Raw genomic sequence first — 16871 nt, forward strand, 5'->3', positions numbered from 1 at the left:
AGGTGTCGGGCCGCTAGGCTGATGTGAGGGAGGCGCTTTTGATGGATGATCTGGAACGGATGCCGGAGGTGGCGTTGGAGTGGCACCGGGCGGGCCGGGGCGCGGTCTTGGCCACCGTGGTGGAGACCTGGGGCTCGGCGCCGAGGGGCGTCGGGGCGCAGTTGGTGGTGTCAAACGATGGCGAAATGGCGGGCTCGGTCTCGGGGGGCTGTGTCGAGGGCGCGGTGGTGGTCGAGGCCATAGAGATGGGCGCGGCTGATGCCGGGCGTATGCTGGAATTCGGAGTGTCGGACGATGAGGCTTTCGCGGTGGGTTTGGCCTGCGGCGGGCGTATCCGTGTGTGGGTGGAGCCGGTCGCGGCGATGGGCGCGCTTCTGGAGGAGGTCGTGGCTTCCCGAGCGGCGCGCGAGGCGGTGGCCTATTGCGTGAACGTGGAAACGGGCGAGCGCGAGGTAGTGCGAAACGGGCACGCAGAGCGGTTCCGGGCCGATCAATCGGGGATGGAGGGGGATGTGTTCGTACATATCCACAATCCGCCGTTGCGGATGATCATCGTCGGGGCGGTCCATGTGGCGCAGGCGCTGGTGCCGATGGCGCGGCTTGCGGGGTACGATCCGGTGATCGTGGACCCTCGACCGGCCTTCGCGGCGGCAGCGCGGTTTCCGGGCGAACGGATTGTCGAGGATTGGCCGGACGAGGCGTTGGACGCCCTGGGGCTGGACGCGCGCACTTGCGTTGTGACGCTGACGCACGACCCGAAGCTGGATGACCCGGCGATTGAGCGCGCAGTGCGGTCCGACATCTTTTACCTGGGGTGCCTGGGGTCCAAGCGGACCCACGCCAAGCGTGTGGCGCGGTTGCAGGAGGCGGGGTTTCCCGAGGCCGAGATCGGGCGCATTCACGCACCGGTGGGCCTTGATATCGGATCGCGCGGTCCCGGAGAGATCGCGGTGTCGATCATGGGGCAGGTCACACAGGTCCTGAGGAAAGGATGAAGTTCGGTCCGGTTCCGGTAGGCGAGGCCGAGGGGGCCATCCTGGCGCATTCCGAGAGGGTCGCGGCGGGGCGAATCCCCAAGGGGACATGGCTGACGGCAGCGCATATCGCCGATCTGATGGAAGCCGGAGCGACCGAGGTGGTGGTCGCCCGGTTGGCGCCGGGCGACGTCCATGAAGATGCGGCGGCGATGCAGATTGCGGAGGCGTTGAGAGGGCCGGGGCTGTTGGCCGATGGCGCCGCGACCGGACGGGTGAACCTGCGGGCACGTGCTGCGGGGATCGTGGAGGTGGACGTCCCGGCGATCGAAACGGTTAACCGCGTCAACCCAGCGATCACGGTGGCGACGGTGGCCGCCTGGGCGCGGCTTGGCGCGCGGGGGCTGGCGGTGACAGTGAAGATCATTCCATTCGCGGTGGCCCAGGAAGATGTGGCGGAGGCCTGCGCACGAGCGCACGCGGCAGTACGGCTGCGAGAGCCCTCGGTCACATCGGCCACGTTGATTGAAAGCGTGGGCGGTGCCGCGCGCTCGGACAAGGGCCGGGACGCGGTGCAAGTTCGGCTGGATCGGTTTGGCGTTGCCCTGAGTGAACGGGTGGTCGTGCCCCATGAGGTTGCGGACATTGCGGCGGCCCTGCGCGCCGCGTCGGGGGAGGTGCTGCTGATCCTGACAGGCTCGGCCACGTCGGATATCGCGGATACCGCGCCTGCGGCTGTACGCGTGGCGGGGGGGCAGGTGCTGCACTACGGAATGCCGGTGGACCCGGGTAATCTGCTTTTCATCGGGCGGCTTGGCAGCAAGGTTGTCATCGGCTTGCCGGGCTGCGCACGCTCACCCGCGCTGAATGGGGCGGATTGGGTGTTGGAGCGCATGATCTGCGGCGTCGCCCCAGAAGATATCGATATCCCGGCCATGGGCGTTGGAGGGCTATTGAAAGAGATCCCCAGCCGCCCAAGACCAAGGGAGGGATAGGAGATGTTTCCCAGCGTTTCCTGCACATCGTTGGAAAGGTTGCAGAAAATGCTGCAGTTGCAGCATGCGCAGAGCCGCCGAAAAGGGGTGATTGGAGTGAAACTTTGGGTTTGTGAATCACCAAATCCGTGCTTGGATGGAGAAAATCACAAAGGGAGGACTCCATGACCCAGGTTACGATGACGGTGAACGGCAAAGCCGTTTCCGGGGACGTCGAAGGGCGCACGTTACTAAGCGAATTCTTGCGCGAAGGCCAGCGGATGACCGGCACCCATGTGGGCTGCGACACCAGCCAATGTGGCGCCTGCGTCGTCCATGTGAACGGCGAGGCGGTGAAAAGCTGCACGACGCTGGTGCTGGATATCGACGGGGCCGAGGTCAAGACGATCGAGGGCATGACGAATGCCGATGGCTCGCTTGGCGTGATCCAGCAGGCATTCCAGGACCATCACGGGCTTCAGTGCGGGTTCTGCACGCCGGGCATGGTGATGTCGGCTGCAGCACTTCTCAAGGACAATCCCAAGCCGTCCGAGGCCGAGGTGCGTGAGTACCTGGAGGGCAATATCTGCCGCTGCACGGGCTACCACAACATCGTCAAGGCGATCATGGCAGCGTCCGGGCAGGATGTGGCGCCGATGGCGGCGGAATAAAAACTGGCGTGTGCCCGCAAGGGCAGGCGGTTGGAATTGCATATCTGAGGAACAAGGATGGGGCGGGAGGCCCTGTCGACCCGGAGCGCTCCCTATGGTGGTGAGCGGCGGGGGTGAAAGGGAGAACGATCATGCCCAAAGATCATGGCATTGGTGCAAGTAGCAAGCGGCGCGAGGATGTTCGGTTTCTGACCGGGCAGGGGCGCTATACGGACGACATCAACCTGCACGGGCAGGCCTATGTGTACTTCCTGCGCTCGGACGTGGCGCACGGTCGGTTAAACAACGTGGACACCAGCGCGGCGGCAGCCATGCCCGGTGTGGTGCGCATTTTCACCGGTGCGGATTTCGAAGGCGTGGGCGGTGTGCCTTGCGGTTGGCAGATCACCGACAAGCACGGCGAGCCGATGCAGGAACCCGCGCATCCGGTGCTGGCCCAGGGCAAGGTGCGCTACGTGGGCGACGCGATTGCCGCCGTGGTGGCCGACAGCCTGGAGCAGGCGCGCAATGCGGCCGAAGCGATCGTGCTGGACATCGAAGAACTTCCGGCTGTAGTGGACATGAAGGAGGCCGTCAAGGACGGCGCCACCAAGGTTCACGACGATCTGACATCGAACCTTTGCTACGATTGGGGCTTCGTGGAAGAGAACAAGCCCGCCGTGGATGCCGCCTTCGAGGCGGCGGCCCATGTCACGACGCTGGAGTTGGTGAACAACCGCCTGTCGCCGAACCCGATGGAGCCTCGGGTCGCCGTGGGGGATTACAATCAGGGCACCGATGACAGCACGCTCTACACGACCTCGCAAAACCCCCACGTAATCCGCTTGCTGATGGGGGCCTTCGTGCTTGGCATCCCCGAACACAAGCTGCGCGTTGTGGCGCCCGATGTGGGGGGCGGATTTGGCTCCAAAATCTTCCACTATGTGGAAGAAGCGTTCTGCACCTTTGCCGCCAAGGCCTGCCGTCGCCCCGTGAAGTGGACATCCTCGCGCAGTGAGGCGTTCATCACCGACGCCCATGGCCGCGATCACGTCACCAAGATCGAGCTGGCGCTGGATGCGGACAACAACTTCACCGGCATTCGCACCGATACCTACGCCAACATGGGCGCGTATCTGTCGACCTTTGCGCCGTCCATCCCCACGTGGCTGCACGGCACGCTGATGGCGGGCAACTACAAGACGCCCAACATCTACGTGAACGTGAAGGCCGTTTTCACCAACACGGTGCCCGTCGACGCCTATCGCGGCGCAGGACGCCCGGAGGCGACGTACCAGCTGGAGCGGGTGATCGACAAGGCGGCGCGGGAATTGGGCGTCGACCCGATCGAGCTGCGCCGTCAGAACTTCATCACCGAGTTCCCCTACGCCACCCCGGTGGCGGTGGAATATGACACCGGCGATTATGAAGGCACGATGACCAAGCTCTTGGAGATGATCGACCGTGACGGCTTTGAAGCCCGGCGCGCGGAATCCGCCAAGAACGGCAAGCTGCGCGGGCTTGGCGTGAACTGCTATATCGAGGCCTGCGGGATCGCGCCGTCGGCCTTGGTGGGGCAGTTGGGCGCGCGGGCTGGTTTGTACGAGAGCGCCACCGTGCGTGTGAACGCCACGGGCGGTCTGGTCGTAATGACCGGGTCGCACAGCCACGGGCAGGGGCATGAGACGTCCTTTGCTCAGGTCGTGGCCGACATGATCGGTATTCCCGAGGACCAGGTGGAAATCGTCCACGGGGACACGGCGAATACGCCGATGGGTATGGGCACTTATGGATCCCGCTCCATTGCCGTCGGCGGCTCGGCCATGGTGCGCGCGACAGAGAAGATCATCGCCAAGGCCAAGAAGATCGCGGCTCACCTGCTGGAAGCCGGTGAAGGCGATATCGAGTTGAAGGACGGCGCATTCAGCGTCGCGGGCACCGATAAATCAGTCGCTTGGGGCGATGTGACGCTGGCCGCTTACGTGCCGCACAACTACCCGCTGGAAGAGATCGAGCCCGGCCTGGAAGAGACCGCATTCTACGACCCCAACAACTTCACCTACCCCTCGGGCGCTTATGCCTGCGAAGTTGAAGTGGACCCCGATACCGGCAAAGTCACCGTATGTTCCTTCGCGGCGGCGGATGATTTCGGCAACGTAATCAACCCGATGATCGTGGAAGGTCAGGTCCATGGCGGGATTGCGCAAGGGATCGGTCAAGCGCTGTTGGAGAACGTCAGCTACGACGAAAACGGCCAGCTTTTGTCAGCAAGCTACATGGATTACACCATGCCACGCGCCGATGATGTGCCGATGTTCCAGGTGGATCACTCCAGCCAGACGCCGTGCACGCATAACCCATTGGGCGTGAAGGGCTGTGGCGAGGCGGGTGCGATCGGATCGCCGCCCTCCATCGTGAACGCGGTCGTGGACGCGCTGCAACGGGCCGGCCACACCAAAGTCACCCATATCGATATGCCGCTGACGCCCTCGCGCGTATGGGCGGCGATGCAGGGGTGAGCAATACGGTCGGCGCCGGGGGGCCAGCCCCCCGGACCCCCCGGGATATTTAGAGAACAGGGAAGGGGCGACCCTTCACGGAGGTCAACATGTACAACTTCGAATTCACCAAACCCACAACCATCGCAGATGCGGTATCGGCGCTCGCGCAGGAGGAGGCGCAAGCGCTGGGTGGGGGGCAGACGCTGCTCCCCACCATGAAACAACGGCTGGCACAGATGGACGTTCTGGTCAGCCTTAACGGCATCTCCGATATGGTCGGGATCTGTGGCGACGACGATGGCCGTGTCTGTATCGGCGGCGCGACGACGCACGCGGCGGTGGCCGCGGACGGGCGCTATCCGGGGCTGGCCTCGCTGGCGGGGCGCATTGGCGATCCGGCGGTGCGCAATCGTGGGACCATCGGCGGCTCTCTGGCCAATAACGACCCATCGGCCTGCTACCCTGCGGCGGCGCTTGCGTCGAATGCGACCATCGTGACCAACACCCGCGAGATCGCTGCCGATGACTACTTCCAAGGCATGTTCGAGACCGCGTTGGAGGATGGAGAGATCATCACCGAGGTGCGCTTCCCGGTCCCCGAGGCGTCGAACTACCAGAAATTCGTGCAGCCGGCCTCTCGATTTGCGCTGGTTGGAGTCTTCGTGGCCAAGTTCAGCGACGGGGTGCGCGTGGCCGTCACCGGGGCGTCCAGTGACGGCGTGTTCCGCTGGGCCGAGGCGGAAGCGGCGCTTTCGGGCGATTTCTCCAAGGCGGCGGTTGATGCGCTGGCGGTTCCAGAGGGTGACATGATCGCCGATTTGCATGGCACGGCCGCGTACCGGGCGCATCTGGTCAAGGTCCTGACGGGGCGTGCGGTCGAAGCGGCCGCCTAGGCATTGGCCCTGAGCGAACGCGAAAAACGGGATCAAGGCGCGTGGTACACCTGCCTTGATCCAGAGCTTGGCGCGATGCGTGACACGGCGCGCGCCGCTTGTTTTCAGCACAACACCACCCCTCCAGACGCACGGGGCGCCCTATCGCCCTTGCTGGCGGCCCTGTTGGCAGAGGTCGGCGCGGGGGCGTTGATGGAGGCGCCGTTTCACTGCGCCTACGGGCACAACATCGCCCTGGGCCGGAACGTGTACCTTAACGCGGGCTGCGTCATCCTGGATACGGGCCCGGTGTCCATTGGCGACGGCGCGATGCTTGGCCCGGCGGTGCAGATCTACTGCGCCGATCACCACCGCGACGTCACGAAGCGCGCGGCGGGCATGGAACGGGCTTTGCCGGTCACCTTGGGGCGCGATGTATGGGTCGGGGGCGGGGCGATCATTTTGCCGGGCGTCACCGTCGGAGATGGCGCGATCATCGGCGCGGGCGCAGTTGTCACGCAAGACGTGGCGGCGGGCACAACGGTTGTCGGCAATCCGGCTCGGGCGATCTCGACTTAACGGCGGGATGGCCCTGGCGGTCAATTGGCCCTAGCGGTGGGACGGCAAGAAACTCTCGTCCACGATGTCGACGTCAATCGGCAGAATGACCCCGACGGTAAGGGCATCATCCCCGATCCCGAACGAGATCGTGGCCTCGGCCTCTATCCCCAGATAGGGGGTGACGCCGGTTTCGCTGCCCGACGACGTGCCGAACAGGCCCATACTGACGGTGCCGGAAAAACCCATGTCGATGGCGAAGACGGGGGATGCGACCAGAGCGAGGGCAAGGGAGAAAGAAGCAGTCTTCATCTTGATGACTTTCGCCTGATCGTGTGGCTCTGGATCGTGTGGCCCTTGACCGTTTGGCCCTTGACCGTTGTTTGGCCCTGGATCGTGTGGGGGACCCGCGCCTTATCCGGCGCAGGTCCCGAAGCGTTACTTGGTGACCGGGTTGATCATCATGACCATCTGGCGGCCTTCCATACGGGGCATGGATTCGATCTTGCCGATGCCCTCGATCTCGTCGACGACCTTTTCCAGCATCTCGCGGCCCAGGTTCTGGTGCGCCATCTCACGTCCCCGGAACCGCAGGGTCACTTTGACCTTGTCGCCGTTCTCCAGGAACTTCTTGGCATCTGTCACCTTCCGCTCGAAATCGTGGTTGTCCGTTCCCGGACGCATCTTGATCTCTTTGATTTCAATGGTCTTTTGCTTTTTTCGAGCCTCGGCCTCTCGCTTCTGAGTCTCGTATTTGAACTTGCCGAAGTCCATGATCTTACACACGGGCGGATCGGCGTTCGGAGAAATTTCAACAAGATCCAGGTCGGCCTCGGCGGCCAGATCCATGGCGCGCTCGGGCGTCACGACGCCGAGGTTTTCACCTTCCGCGCCAATCAGGCGAACACTGTCAGAGCGAATTCGGTCATTTACGCGGGGGCCGGTATCACGTTGCGGCGGCGCGTTATGGGGTCTGCGGGCTATGGCGTTTGTCCTTTTGTAGCCTTCAAGTCGATGTTGAAAGATATCCTTCACGGGCCTGTTCTTCAAGGCGGATATCGGCCCAAACGGGGTTTATGGGGAATGAATTGCGAACTGTGCCATTGCGCGGGGCGGACGTGCGCGGTATGCGCCAAGCGTTAATTTTGAATGACCCAGTGGGGAACTGACATGAGTCGTGCTTTTATTATTATCGTGATTCTCGCAGCCCTTGGCGTGGGCGGCTACTTCCTGACGCGGGGCGATGTGCCCTCCGTAGAGGAGGCCGTCGAGGCCATTGGCGACGCAGCCGGTGACGTAGCGGATTCTGCGGGCGACGTCGTGGAAGGCGCTGCCGAGGCCGTTGAAGGCGCCGTTGAAGAGGTGACCGGTGCTGCAGATGAGGCCGCTGATGAGGCTGCCGCAGCCGCTGCTGCCGCTGAAGCAGAGGCCGCAGAAGCCGCCGCCGCCGTTGAAGCAGAAGCTGCCGCCGCTGCTGAAGCCGCAGAGGCCGCCGCTGCTGAAGCTGCCGCCGCTGTTGAGGCCGAGGCTGCCGCAGCCGCTGCCGCCGCAGAAGAAGCCGCCGCTGCTGCCGAAGCGGAAGCTGCCGCTGCCGCTGCTGCCGCCGAAGAAGCGACGGAAGCCGCTGCTGAGGCCGTGGATGACGCAGTGCAAGCCGCTGAGGGTGCTGATGAGGCCGCCGAAGCTGCCGCCGCCGCAGAAGCCGCTGCCGAGGCTCCCAACCTGGCCGACGTCTTTTCGGCCGACGGCTTCGACATGGACGCCGCCTTGGCTGCCGTCGAGAACGCCGACATCTCTGCACCGGTGCGCCTGGCTGTAACGACCGCCCTTGAGGGCGCCCGTGACAACCCCGAGCTTCTGGGCTCCGCCCTTGAAGCGGCCCGCGCGGCGCTTGGCCTCGAATAAGCCAAACGCCCATCGATGAGACAAAAGAACCCCCGCTGATCCAGCGGGGGTTTTTCTATGTCTGACAGACACCTGTGAGGTGATGTTAAAGTGATGCTTTAATCCAGAAACGCCTTTTCGACCACGTAGTGTGCGGGTTTGGAATTCGCGCCTTCTTCCAGTCCGTACTCTTCAAACATGTCCTTCAGTTCCAAGTTGAAGGCGAGGTTGCCACAGATCATGGCGCGGTCGCTTTCAGGGTTCAGCGGCGGCACGCCAAGGTCCGCAAAAACCTCTCCGCTGCGCATCAGATCGGTGATGCGGCCCATCTTGGGGCTCTGCTCGCGGGTGGTCGTGGGGTAGTATTTGATCTTCTTCCAGAACCCTTCCCCGATAACCTCGTTGAGCAGATCATCATGCTGCAACGCCTCGATCAGGTCGCGGCCATAGGTCAGCTCGCCCACTTCGCGGCAGGTGTGGGTGATGATGATCTCATCGTAATCCTCATAGGTCTGCGGCTCGCGCAGAAGGCTGGCGAAGGGGGCAAACCCGGTGCCGGTGGCAAAGAACCACAGCCGTTTGCCGGGGATCAACGCGTCGTGGACAAGGGTGCCGACGGGTTTGGGCCGCAGGATGATCTGGTCGCCGACCTGAATGTGTTGCAGCCGAGATGTCAGGGGGCCATCGGGCACCTTGATGGAGTAGAACTCCAGCTCTTCATCCCAGCTTGGCGACGCGATGGAATACGCGCGCAGAAGCGGTTTCTGCTTGCCCGTCTCCGGGTGCGGCTCGCCCATGAGGCCGATCATCACGAACTCGCCCGAGCGGAAGCGCAGCGACGCGGGCCGCGTGCAGCGGAAGCTGAACAGGCGGTCTGTGTAATGCTTCACCTCGGTCACGGTTTGCGCATCGGGAAGGGTGGGTGTCGCCTTGACGGGCGCGGCATCAGTATGGGTCACGGGGCTCTGCTCGGTCATCCTTGTTCAGGCGCTTTGTGCACCTGCTCCTATAGCGTAGTCGTTGATCTGGATCAGGGAAAGGCCGCTTAGGCCGCAGATCCGCGCAGGCGGGCCTGATAGTCGTGGGCATGCCAATCGGCGCGGGCCAGCCATTGCGCCTCTGGTTGGCGGGCGGCAAGTGCTGCGTCGATTTCCACCTCATCGAAACCTGCGCGGCGCGCCATGGCGTATTGGTCCGCCAGAACGTGCCCCGCCGCGCGCAAACGTCCCCTGTAGCCCATCGCGCGCAGGCGCTTGGCCAAGGTGAACCCGCGCCCATCGGCGGAGGAGGGGAAGGCTACGCGGATAAAGGTCAAGCGCGCCAAGACTCCCGCCAGCACCGCCACATCGTCCGAGGGCGCGATGTCCACCGCGGTTCCATTTGCCGGGACGCCCTCGACCAAAGGTGCGGCGTGACCGGTCCAATCGTCGGGCGCAAAGCCCGTGTCTGTTACAATCGTCTGGCCCATGTTCGGCCCTTTCGTTGAGATGTCAGGACGCGCGCCGCATCACGGCGCCGTCCTTGAAATGAATGCCACATTCGGTCTTTGCCTGGCCGCGCCAACGCCCGGCGCGCGGGTCCTCATCGGACTGGGCGGGCGTCGTGCAGGGCTGGCACCCGATGGAGGGGAAACCGCCTGCCACCATGGGGTGTCGGGGTAGGCCGTGATGCGTGATATAGTCCGCCACCCGTGCCTGAGTCCAAGTCGCCAAGGGGTTCACCTTGATCCGCGAGCCGCTTTTCTCATAGAGCGGCAGGGACGCCCGTTCGCCGCCGTGGATGCGCTTGCGCCCGGTGATCCAGCCGCCAAAACCAGTCAACGCGCGCTCCAGCGGCTCGGTCTTGCGCAGGGCGCAGCAGGCGTCCGGGTCGAAATGGTGCAGAACACCGTCAACGTCCCGTTCCAGCAACGCTTCGCGGGCAGGTTTGACGACGCGCACATCGCTTAGGCCAAGGTGTTCGGCGACCTCTCGCTGATAGGTAAGGGTCGCGTCAAACAGCATTTCGGTGTCGACAAACAGCACCGGCGTCGCGGGCGCGATCTGGCTGAGCATATGCAACAGCACCACAGAGTCCGCGCCGAAGCTGGACACCATCGCAATGGGGCCGATGGCCAGATCGCTTACGGCATGGCGCAGCACCGCGTCGGCCTCGCTTTTGCGATGCAGCAGTGCCCGGCGTTCGGCCAGTTCCTTAAGCGGCATGGGCTTTGACCTCTGGGTAGAGCGCGGCCTTGAAGGGCGTTGCTCCCAAGCGCTTGTAGGTGTCGAGAAAGGTCTCATCAGCGTGGTCGCGCAGGTCCAGATAGGCTCGCACCAGCCGCTCAACGGCATCGACCACTTCATCATAGGCAAATCCCGGTCCGGCGCGTTCGCCGATCACGGCGTCCGGTCCGCCGTCACCGCCAAGGGTGATCTGGTAGTTCTCGACCCCCGCACGATCGAGGCCGAGAATTCCGATGTGTCCCACGTGATGGTGCCCGCAGGCATTGATGCAGCCCGAGATCTTGATCTTCAGTGGCCCAACCGCGTGTTCCAGCTTAAGTTCTTCAAAACGCGTGGCAATTTCCTGCGCCACAGGGATGGAACGGGCCGTGGCCAGCGCGCAATAATCCATGCCGGGGCAGGCGATGATGTCGGAGGCCAGCCCGATATTCGCAGTCCCAAGGCCCGCTTGTGACAGGGCGTCAAAAACCGCGCGCAGGTGGCGCTTGGGCATATGGGGCAGGATCACGTTCTGTTCGTGCGAGATGCGCAACTCGTCATGGGCGTAGGTCTCGGCCAAATCCGCCAGAACGCGCATCTGGTCGCTGGTGGCATCGCCCGGTGTCGCGCCGTGAGCCTTCAGGGACACGGTCAGGATGGCGTAATCGCGGTGCTTGTGGGCAACCGTGTTGGTGTCCACGAAGCTACGGAAGACCGGATCGTCGGTGTAGTGGGCTTGGAAATCACCTGCGCCGGGGGTGAAATCAGGCGCGGCGAAATCCGCCTTGATCTTGTCCAGCAGCGCCATGTCGGCGCCGTTGAAAGCGGCTTTCCGGGGCGCGAATTCGGCGTCGACCAAGCGGCGGATCTCCTCGATCCCGTTCTCGTGCACGGTGATCTTGATCCGCGCTTTGTACTTGTTATCGCGCCGTCCCAACAGGTTATAGACCGCGACGACCGCCTCCAGATACGGCAGCAAGTCGTCCAGTGCCACGTAGTCCGACAGCACCTTGCCAATCATCGGCGTGCGCCCAAGGCCACCACCGACCAGGACCGTCGCGCCAAGTCTTCCGTGGCGTTCTACCAGTCGCAACCCGATGTCATGGGCCGCCGTGACCGCGCGGTCCTGATCCGATCCCGTCACTGCGACCTTGAACTTGCGCGGCAGGAACTGGAATTCCGGGTGGTCGGTGGACCATTGGCGGATCAACTCGGCCACGGGGCGGGGGTCTGCGACCTCTTCGGCGGCTGCGCCTGCGAAATGGTCGGCGGTGACGTTGCGGATCGTGTTGCCAGAGGTCTGGATGGCATGCATCCCCACCTCACCCAGTGCGTCCAGCATGTCGGGCACGTCGCGCAGTTGTGGCCAGTTGTACTGTATGTTCTGGCGCGTGGTGAAGTGGCCATAGCCCTTGTCCCAACGGTCCGCGATCATCGCGAGTTGCCGCATTTGTCCAGCGTTCAGAGTGCCATAGGGGATCGCCACGCGCAGCATATAGGCGTGCAATTGCAGGTAAAGACCGTTCATCAGGCGCAGGGGTTTGAACTCATCCTCGGTCAAGCTGCCGTCGATGCGGCGTTCCACCTGGGCGCGGAACTGGGCGTTACGCTCGGCCAGGAAATCTCGGTCGAAATCGGTATAGGCGTACATGGCGGGGCTCCTTTGACAGGGCGTATCGGGGGCAAATCGGGGTGCGAGAAAGTGTCTTTTTTCCGTAACTACACGGGCTGTTTGCCGTGGGCGTAGTTGGACGGGCCGCGCGTGCGGAACGCTTCGCGGAAATGGACCGGTTCGGGGCCGTTCTTGCCCGCAACGGCATCGGCGAGGTAGGGGCCCACGACTTCGTGGGCGAGGGCCTGCGCCTCCAGAAGGCGGATTTCGGCGGTGACGGCGTCCTCGATCAGGTCAGCTTCGGCGTGCTGGCGCGTCCAATGGCCCTGCTTGGTGAGGTAGACGACGTCGCCTTCCAACAGCGCGTTGGCGGTGACGACTTTGGGGGTGAACTGACGGGACATCAGGCAAATTCCTCTTGCAGGGCAGGGAGTTGAGCAACGGCTGCGCGCGGCGCCAAGCCAAGCATCAGGATGACGGGGCCGTCGGGGGCCGCGGCCTCCAAATCAGCAGGCAGGCGCGAGAGGGTGGAGGAGATCACGCGACTGTCGGTGCGCGATGCGTTTTCCACGGCGGTCACAGGGGTGTCGGGGGCGGCACCGTGCATCATCAGGCGGCCTTGCAGGAACCGTGCGCCCGCAGCGCCCATGTAGATCGCGGCGACCTGACCGGGCTTGGCCAAGCCGCGCCAATCGTGTTCGGCAAAGCCCTTCACGTCATGGCCGGTCAGGAACCGCATCGCGCCGTTACGTCCACGTTTCGTCAGGCTTTGCCCGATTTGGGCGCTTGCGGCGTTGGCGGCGGTGATGCCCGGCACAATCGCCCAATCGATGCCCGCGGCATCCAGCGCGTCGATCTCTTCATCCAGGCGGCCATAGACGCCCGGATCGCCGGATTTCAGGCGCACCACATGGGCACCGCGTTGCGCATGTTCGACCATCGCGGCGGCGATATCTTCTTGCCGTGTGGAGGGGCCGAAGCCTTTCTTACCAACGTTAACCATCGTGGCTTCGCGCCGGGCCAGCTCCAGAATTTCCGCCGAGACGAGGCGGTCGTAGATTACCACATCCGCTTGATCGAGCAGCTTGCGGGCCTTGAGCGTGAGCAGGTCGGGGTCGCCGGGGCCTGCGCCCACAAGATCCACGCGGCCCGGTGACATGTCACTGTGCAGATGGCTGACCAACAGATCGCCAAGGGCAAGTTCGGCGCCGGTTTTCCCCTCTTTCGCAAGGACTTCCGGGCCCTTGTTGAAGTAGTAGTCCGCCCAGAACTCACGCCGTTTGCGGCCCATCGGCAGGGCATTGGCCGCCGTGCGGAAGCCTTGGCCGATGCGCGCGAGAAGGCCCAGGGAGGACGGCAGCGCCGCTTCCAGATCGGCCTTGATCCGGCGCGCTAGGACCGGGGCTGCGCCTTCGGTGCCGATGGCGATGGTGACGGGGTCACGGTCCACGATCGCGGGGGTAATAAAGGCTGAGCCTTCCAGATTATCAACGATGTTAACCAATGCGCCATCCGCGCGGGCCAGCGCCGCGACGCGCGCGTCTTCCTGCGCGTCTTCGGAGGCGGCATAGGCCAGCGCCGCGCAAAGCGCATCGCCGGGGGCGAAGGCGCGGGGCACGAGGCGCAGCTTGCCCTCCGCCGCCCAATCCGCGATCTCGGGCGCGGGATCGGCGGCGAAGACCGTCACGCGCGCTTCGGATTTCAGGATCAGGCGCAGTTTCGCCAGGGCGGCATCCCCGCCACCGGCCAGCACAACGCGACGGCCGCGCAGGTCAAGGAAGATGGGGAAGTGGCGCATGGAAGAACCTCACAGGCTGATTGCCCTTCAGTTGTAGGACAATTTCCTGCAAAGTGGCAGATAGAACTTGTGGAAAGGGACATATGTTCTGTATCCGGTTCAGGTCAGAACCCCCGTTCCCAAAATCGGAGTCCCCCCGAATGCCTGTCCAAATCGATGCCCTCGATCGGAAAATCCTCATCGCGCTGCAAGAGGATGCAAGCCGTTCCCTGGAGGAAATCGCCAAACATGTGGGGTCGTCCAAGACGCCGGTGTGGTCACGGATTCGCAAGATGAAGGAGGCGGGGATCATCGGCCAGCAGACGGTGCTGCTGGATGCCGAGGCGCTGGGGCTGGAGGCCTGTTTTTTCGTCCTGATCCGCACCTCCGAACATGAGGCGGAGTGGCAGAACAAGTTCCTGAAAACGCTTCAGGAACGGGCCGAGGTGATGGAGGCGCACCGCCTTGCGGGCGACATCGATTACATCCTGAAAGTGCGCGTCGCGAACGCGCGGGCCTACGACGAATTCTACCAGGCGCTGATCTCGGAAGTGCGGATCTACAACGTCACCGCCCTTCTGAGCATGGAGGAGATCAAGTCAACGCCGCTTCTGCCGCTGGCATCAGTTCCGTCTTGATATGCGCGCCCGCCTCCAGTGATCGGTGAACCGGGCATTTGTCGGCAATCTCCATCAGGCGCGCCCGTTGCGCGTCATCAAGGGTGCCGGTGAGTGTGATGGTGCGGGTGAATTGGTCCAACGGCCCGATTTCCACACCAGCATCTTGCGCATGCACCCGGTTGTGGGTCACGTCCACCGCTACGTGATCCAGCGGCCATTTCTTGCGTCGCGCGTACATCCGGATGGTCATCGAGGTGCAGGCCCCAAGGCCTGCGGCAAGAAATTGATAGGGGGTCATACCGCGATCCGTCCCGCCGTAGCTTTCAGGCTCGTCCGCGTGGACATGGTGTTTGGGACCGGCGTTGATGTCTTGCAAGAAACCGTCCGGGTCCACTTCTGACGTGCGGGTCACGCCCTCGGGCGCGCCGATGGGCGGGGCAGGGTGCTTGAGGTCCAGGTATTTGCCCGCCCAGGACGCAATGACGTCGGCGGCATAGTCGGCGTCCGCTGGCCGGGTGATCAGGTGGTCGGCGTCATCTAGGGTGACGAAACTCTTGGGATGTTTGGCGGCCACAAAGATTTCTGCCGCGTTTTCAACGCCTACGATGGTGTCGCGCGGGGCGTGCAGGACCAGCAGCGCCTTGCCCAGGGTCGCAATATCTTTGGCCAGCTTCTCTTCGTTAACGTCGTTAACGAAGTCCCGTCCGATGCGCACGGACCGCCCGCCAAGTTGCACATCGCCCACGCCATCGCGCACGATGGTGGCCAAAGCGTCGCCGAAATTATGCGTGACATGGGCCGGATCGAAGGGCGCGCCGATGGTCACGACGGCCTTGGCCGAGGCGATCCGTCCCGCCGCACGCAGCACCGCCGCGCCCCCAAGGGAGTGGCCGATGATGAGGGAGGGGGCCATGCCGCGTTCGCTCAGCGCATCGGCGGCGGCGATCAGATCGGTAACGTTGGAGGTGAAGGACGTGTTCTCGAATTCTCCGTCGGAATGGCCCAGACCGGTAAAATCGAAGCGCAGGACCGCGATGCCATGGGCGTTGAGACGCGCCGCGATCCGGCGCGAGGCGGCGATATCCTTGCCGCAGGTGAAGCAATGCGCCAGCAGCGCCGTGGCCAGATGTGGCCCATCCGGCAGGTCGAGCCGCGCGGCCAGCAGGTCGCCCGCGTGGCCGGGAAAGGTGAAACGTTCAGTTGACATGGTCGGGGTCCCCTTGTTGCCTTGACCATGTGGGCAGAGGTGCGCTTGCGGCAACCCTTGTGTCATTGTTTTCACGGGGCCGTGCACCCACGTGCGGAAGGTGTGATTGGTTAAGGGCGTTAACGTGCGTTTTTTCAGAGGTTTCATGCGCGTCTGCGCAGGGTTGGGCGGGCTTGTCCTGTTGGGCAGCTATCTGGGGGCACTGCATCCGTTGGGCGATTCCCTGGCGGTGTTCCGCAATTGGATTGCGGGGCTTTTGCTGGCTTGCGCCGTGGTGATGATATTGGTGCGACCCCGCGGATTTGGTATGCTTGTCTCGATTGGTGCGGGCATCGCGCTTTTGGGAGCGACGCCCATCCCGCCGGCTGCGCTGCACGCAAGCGCGTTTGTGCGGCCCCAGACGATTTACCAGAAAAACCTGTTGTTCGCCCTTCCAAACGCCGGTGCAATCCTGGCCGACATCGCTGAAATCGATCCCGATCACATCACCCTGCAAGAGCTGAACGCTAACAACCGACAGCAGGTCTTGAGCGCCTTGCCGTCCCACTACGCGCGGCATTATTGCGGCTATTCCTCTGTCGGTGGCGTTGCCGTGCTGTCGCGCCACGAGGTTGTGGAAGGCAGTGAATTCTGCGTTCAGGGGCATGGCATGGCGGGGTTTCAGGTGCTAACGCCGCAGGGGCCGCTTTGGGTAATCTCGGTGCACCTCCGTTGGCCGTTTCCCTACGAGCAACGAGCGCAAGTAGAAGAGCTGGTGCCTGTGATCGCCGCGCTGGAAGGGCCGATCCTGATCGGCGGAGACTTCAACATGGTGCCATGGTCGTGGGTATTGCGAGAGTTCGCGCAGGCGAGCGGTTCTCAGGTGCCGCGCCCGATCAGCGGCACGATCCACTTGTTCGATGGCTGGCTTGCCCCACCGATAGACCACGTCCTTCTGCCCGGTGTGGGCGGTCTTCATTCGGTCCGCCCGCGATTGGGATCTGACCACATGGGCGTTGTCGGCATGTTCGAAATCGCACCGTAGACCGTGACCCAAAC

General features: G+C 63.6%; 18 protein-coding genes. 9 read left to right on the forward strand and 9 right to left on the reverse strand.

Annotated features, from left to right (window positions below):
- The first annotated feature begins 41 nt into the window (after positions 1–41).
- The 6 genes from KUL25_RS02130 (at position 42) to KUL25_RS02155 (ending at position 6550) form a co-directional block, all read left to right on the forward strand.
- Entirely contained in the window at positions 42–995 is a 954-nt protein-coding gene (locus KUL25_RS02130) for an XdhC family protein (protein WP_257891418.1), read from the forward strand.
- A complete protein-coding gene (locus tag KUL25_RS02135) occupies positions 992–1969 on the forward strand; it encodes a molybdopterin-binding protein (protein ID WP_257891419.1) in 978 nt (325 codons plus the stop codon). The genes KUL25_RS02130 and KUL25_RS02135 overlap by 4 nt, the downstream gene beginning before the upstream one ends.
- Positions 1970–2133: 164 nt before the next feature.
- Entirely contained in the window at positions 2134–2619 is a 486-nt protein-coding gene (locus KUL25_RS02140) for a (2Fe-2S)-binding protein (protein WP_257891420.1), read from the forward strand.
- A gap of 131 nt (positions 2620–2750) precedes the next feature.
- Positions 2751–5117, forward strand: a complete 2367-nt coding sequence (locus KUL25_RS02145) for a xanthine dehydrogenase family protein molybdopterin-binding subunit (protein ID WP_257891421.1) — start codon at positions 2751–2753, stop codon at positions 5115–5117.
- Positions 5118–5206: 89 nt separating this feature from the next.
- Positions 5207–5992 (forward strand): FAD binding domain-containing protein, encoded by a 786-nt coding sequence (locus KUL25_RS02150; RefSeq protein WP_257891422.1) that lies wholly within the window; start codon positions 5207–5209, stop codon positions 5990–5992.
- 3 nt (positions 5993–5995) lie between these two features.
- A complete protein-coding gene (locus tag KUL25_RS02155) occupies positions 5996–6550 on the forward strand; it encodes a sugar O-acetyltransferase (protein WP_257891423.1) in 555 nt (184 codons plus the stop codon).
- A 30-nt stretch (positions 6551–6580) separates the two neighbouring features.
- On the opposite strand, the gene KUL25_RS02160 is transcribed toward KUL25_RS02155, so the two are convergent.
- Both KUL25_RS02160 and infC read right to left on the reverse strand, forming a co-directional pair.
- Positions 6581–6841, reverse strand: coding sequence for a hypothetical protein (locus tag KUL25_RS02160; protein WP_257891424.1), 261 nt, complete (start codon positions 6839–6841; stop codon positions 6581–6583).
- 126 nt (positions 6842–6967) lie between these two features.
- The gene (gene infC / locus KUL25_RS02165; RefSeq protein ID WP_257891425.1) at positions 6968–7564 is read right to left on the reverse strand and encodes a translation initiation factor IF-3; all 597 of its coding nucleotides are present in this window, start codon (positions 7562–7564) and stop codon (positions 6968–6970) included.
- 135 nt (positions 7565–7699) lie between these two features.
- Here infC and KUL25_RS02170 point away from each other — a divergent pair, with 135 nt between their 5' ends.
- Positions 7700–8434 (forward strand): hypothetical protein, encoded by a 735-nt coding sequence (locus KUL25_RS02170; RefSeq protein WP_257891426.1) that lies wholly within the window; start codon positions 7700–7702, stop codon positions 8432–8434.
- A gap of 98 nt (positions 8435–8532) precedes the next feature.
- Here KUL25_RS02170 and KUL25_RS02175 read toward each other — a convergent pair whose 3' ends face one another.
- From KUL25_RS02175 to cysG, 6 genes are all read right to left on the reverse strand, one after another.
- The gene (locus KUL25_RS02175; protein ID WP_257891427.1) at positions 8533–9390 is read right to left on the reverse strand and encodes a ferredoxin--NADP reductase; all 858 of its coding nucleotides are present in this window, start codon (positions 9388–9390) and stop codon (positions 8533–8535) included.
- A gap of 68 nt (positions 9391–9458) precedes the next feature.
- Positions 9459–9881, reverse strand: a complete 423-nt coding sequence (locus tag KUL25_RS02180; protein WP_257891428.1) for a DUF934 domain-containing protein — start codon at positions 9879–9881, stop codon at positions 9459–9461.
- Positions 9882–9903: 22 nt separating this feature from the next.
- The gene (locus tag KUL25_RS02185) at positions 9904–10617 is read right to left on the reverse strand and encodes a phosphoadenylyl-sulfate reductase (RefSeq protein WP_257891429.1); all 714 of its coding nucleotides are present in this window, start codon (positions 10615–10617) and stop codon (positions 9904–9906) included.
- Complete coding sequence (locus KUL25_RS02190; protein ID WP_257891430.1) at positions 10607–12268, reverse strand: nitrite/sulfite reductase; 1662 nt, start codon at positions 12266–12268, stop codon at positions 10607–10609. Before KUL25_RS02190 ends, KUL25_RS02185 begins: the two co-directional genes overlap by 11 nt.
- A 68-nt stretch (positions 12269–12336) precedes the next feature.
- Positions 12337–12633: a DUF2849 domain-containing protein gene (locus KUL25_RS02195; protein WP_257891431.1), complete on the reverse strand. Its 297-nt coding sequence runs from the start codon at positions 12631–12633 to the stop codon at positions 12337–12339.
- On the reverse strand, positions 12633–14027 hold the full coding sequence (gene cysG, locus KUL25_RS02200) for a siroheme synthase CysG (protein ID WP_257891432.1): 1395 nt from the start codon (positions 14025–14027) through the stop codon (positions 12633–12635). Before cysG ends, KUL25_RS02195 begins: the two co-directional genes overlap by 1 nt.
- A 140-nt stretch (positions 14028–14167) precedes the next feature.
- Between cysG and KUL25_RS02205 the strand changes: the two genes are divergently transcribed.
- Positions 14168–14644, forward strand: a complete 477-nt coding sequence (locus tag KUL25_RS02205; RefSeq protein ID WP_068353421.1) for an Lrp/AsnC family transcriptional regulator — start codon at positions 14168–14170, stop codon at positions 14642–14644.
- On the opposite strand, the gene KUL25_RS02210 is transcribed toward KUL25_RS02205, so the two are convergent.
- Positions 14601–15833: a bifunctional alpha/beta hydrolase/OsmC family protein gene (locus tag KUL25_RS02210; protein ID WP_257891433.1), complete on the reverse strand. Its 1233-nt coding sequence runs from the start codon at positions 15831–15833 to the stop codon at positions 14601–14603. The genes KUL25_RS02205 and KUL25_RS02210 overlap by 44 nt on opposite strands.
- A gap of 145 nt (positions 15834–15978) precedes the next feature.
- Here KUL25_RS02210 and KUL25_RS02215 point away from each other — a divergent pair, with 145 nt between their 5' ends.
- Positions 15979–16857, forward strand: coding sequence for an endonuclease/exonuclease/phosphatase family protein (locus KUL25_RS02215; RefSeq protein WP_257891434.1), 879 nt, complete (start codon positions 15979–15981; stop codon positions 16855–16857).
- The last annotated feature ends 14 nt before the right edge of the window (positions 16858–16871 follow it).

This window comes from Gymnodinialimonas phycosphaerae, assembly GCF_019195455.1.
Lineage (GTDB): Bacteria > Pseudomonadota > Alphaproteobacteria > Rhodobacterales > Rhodobacteraceae > Gymnodinialimonas > Gymnodinialimonas phycosphaerae.

Bases quoted from the DNA above. Each gene is read 5' to 3' on its own strand.
- KUL25_RS02130 (WP_257891418.1), top strand. From the start codon at position 42: ATGGATGATCTGGAACGGATGCCGGAGGTGGCGTTGGAGTGGCACCGG.
- KUL25_RS02135 (WP_257891419.1), top strand. From the start codon at position 992: ATGAAGTTCGGTCCGGTTCCGGTAGGCGAGGCCGAGGGGGCCATCCTG.
- KUL25_RS02140 (WP_257891420.1), top strand. From the start codon at position 2,134: ATGACCCAGGTTACGATGACGGTGAACGGCAAAGCCGTTTCCGGGGAC.
- KUL25_RS02145 (WP_257891421.1), top strand. From the start codon at position 2,751: ATGCCCAAAGATCATGGCATTGGTGCAAGTAGCAAGCGGCGCGAGGAT.
- KUL25_RS02150 (WP_257891422.1), top strand. From the start codon at position 5,207: ATGTACAACTTCGAATTCACCAAACCCACAACCATCGCAGATGCGGTA.
- KUL25_RS02160 (WP_257891424.1), bottom strand. From the start codon at position 6,841: ATGAAGACTGCTTCTTTCTCCCTTGCCCTCGCTCTGGTCGCATCCCCC.
- KUL25_RS02170 (WP_257891426.1), top strand. From the start codon at position 7,700: ATGAGTCGTGCTTTTATTATTATCGTGATTCTCGCAGCCCTTGGCGTG.
- KUL25_RS02175 (WP_257891427.1), bottom strand. From the start codon at position 9,390: ATGACCGAGCAGAGCCCCGTGACCCATACTGATGCCGCGCCCGTCAAG.
- KUL25_RS02180 (WP_257891428.1), bottom strand. From the start codon at position 9,881: ATGGGCCAGACGATTGTAACAGACACGGGCTTTGCGCCCGACGATTGG.
- KUL25_RS02185 (WP_257891429.1), bottom strand. From the start codon at position 10,617: ATGCCGCTTAAGGAACTGGCCGAACGCCGGGCACTGCTGCATCGCAAA.
- KUL25_RS02190 (WP_257891430.1), bottom strand. From the start codon at position 12,268: ATGTACGCCTATACCGATTTCGACCGAGATTTCCTGGCCGAGCGTAAC.
- KUL25_RS02195 (WP_257891431.1), bottom strand. From the start codon at position 12,633: ATGTCCCGTCAGTTCACCCCCAAAGTCGTCACCGCCAACGCGCTGTTG.
- cysG (WP_257891432.1), bottom strand. From the start codon at position 14,027: ATGCGCCACTTCCCCATCTTCCTTGACCTGCGCGGCCGTCGCGTTGTG.
- KUL25_RS02205 (WP_068353421.1), top strand. From the start codon at position 14,168: ATGCCTGTCCAAATCGATGCCCTCGATCGGAAAATCCTCATCGCGCTG.
- KUL25_RS02210 (WP_257891433.1), bottom strand. From the start codon at position 15,833: ATGTCAACTGAACGTTTCACCTTTCCCGGCCACGCGGGCGACCTGCTG.
- KUL25_RS02215 (WP_257891434.1), top strand. From the start codon at position 15,979: ATGCGCGTCTGCGCAGGGTTGGGCGGGCTTGTCCTGTTGGGCAGCTAT.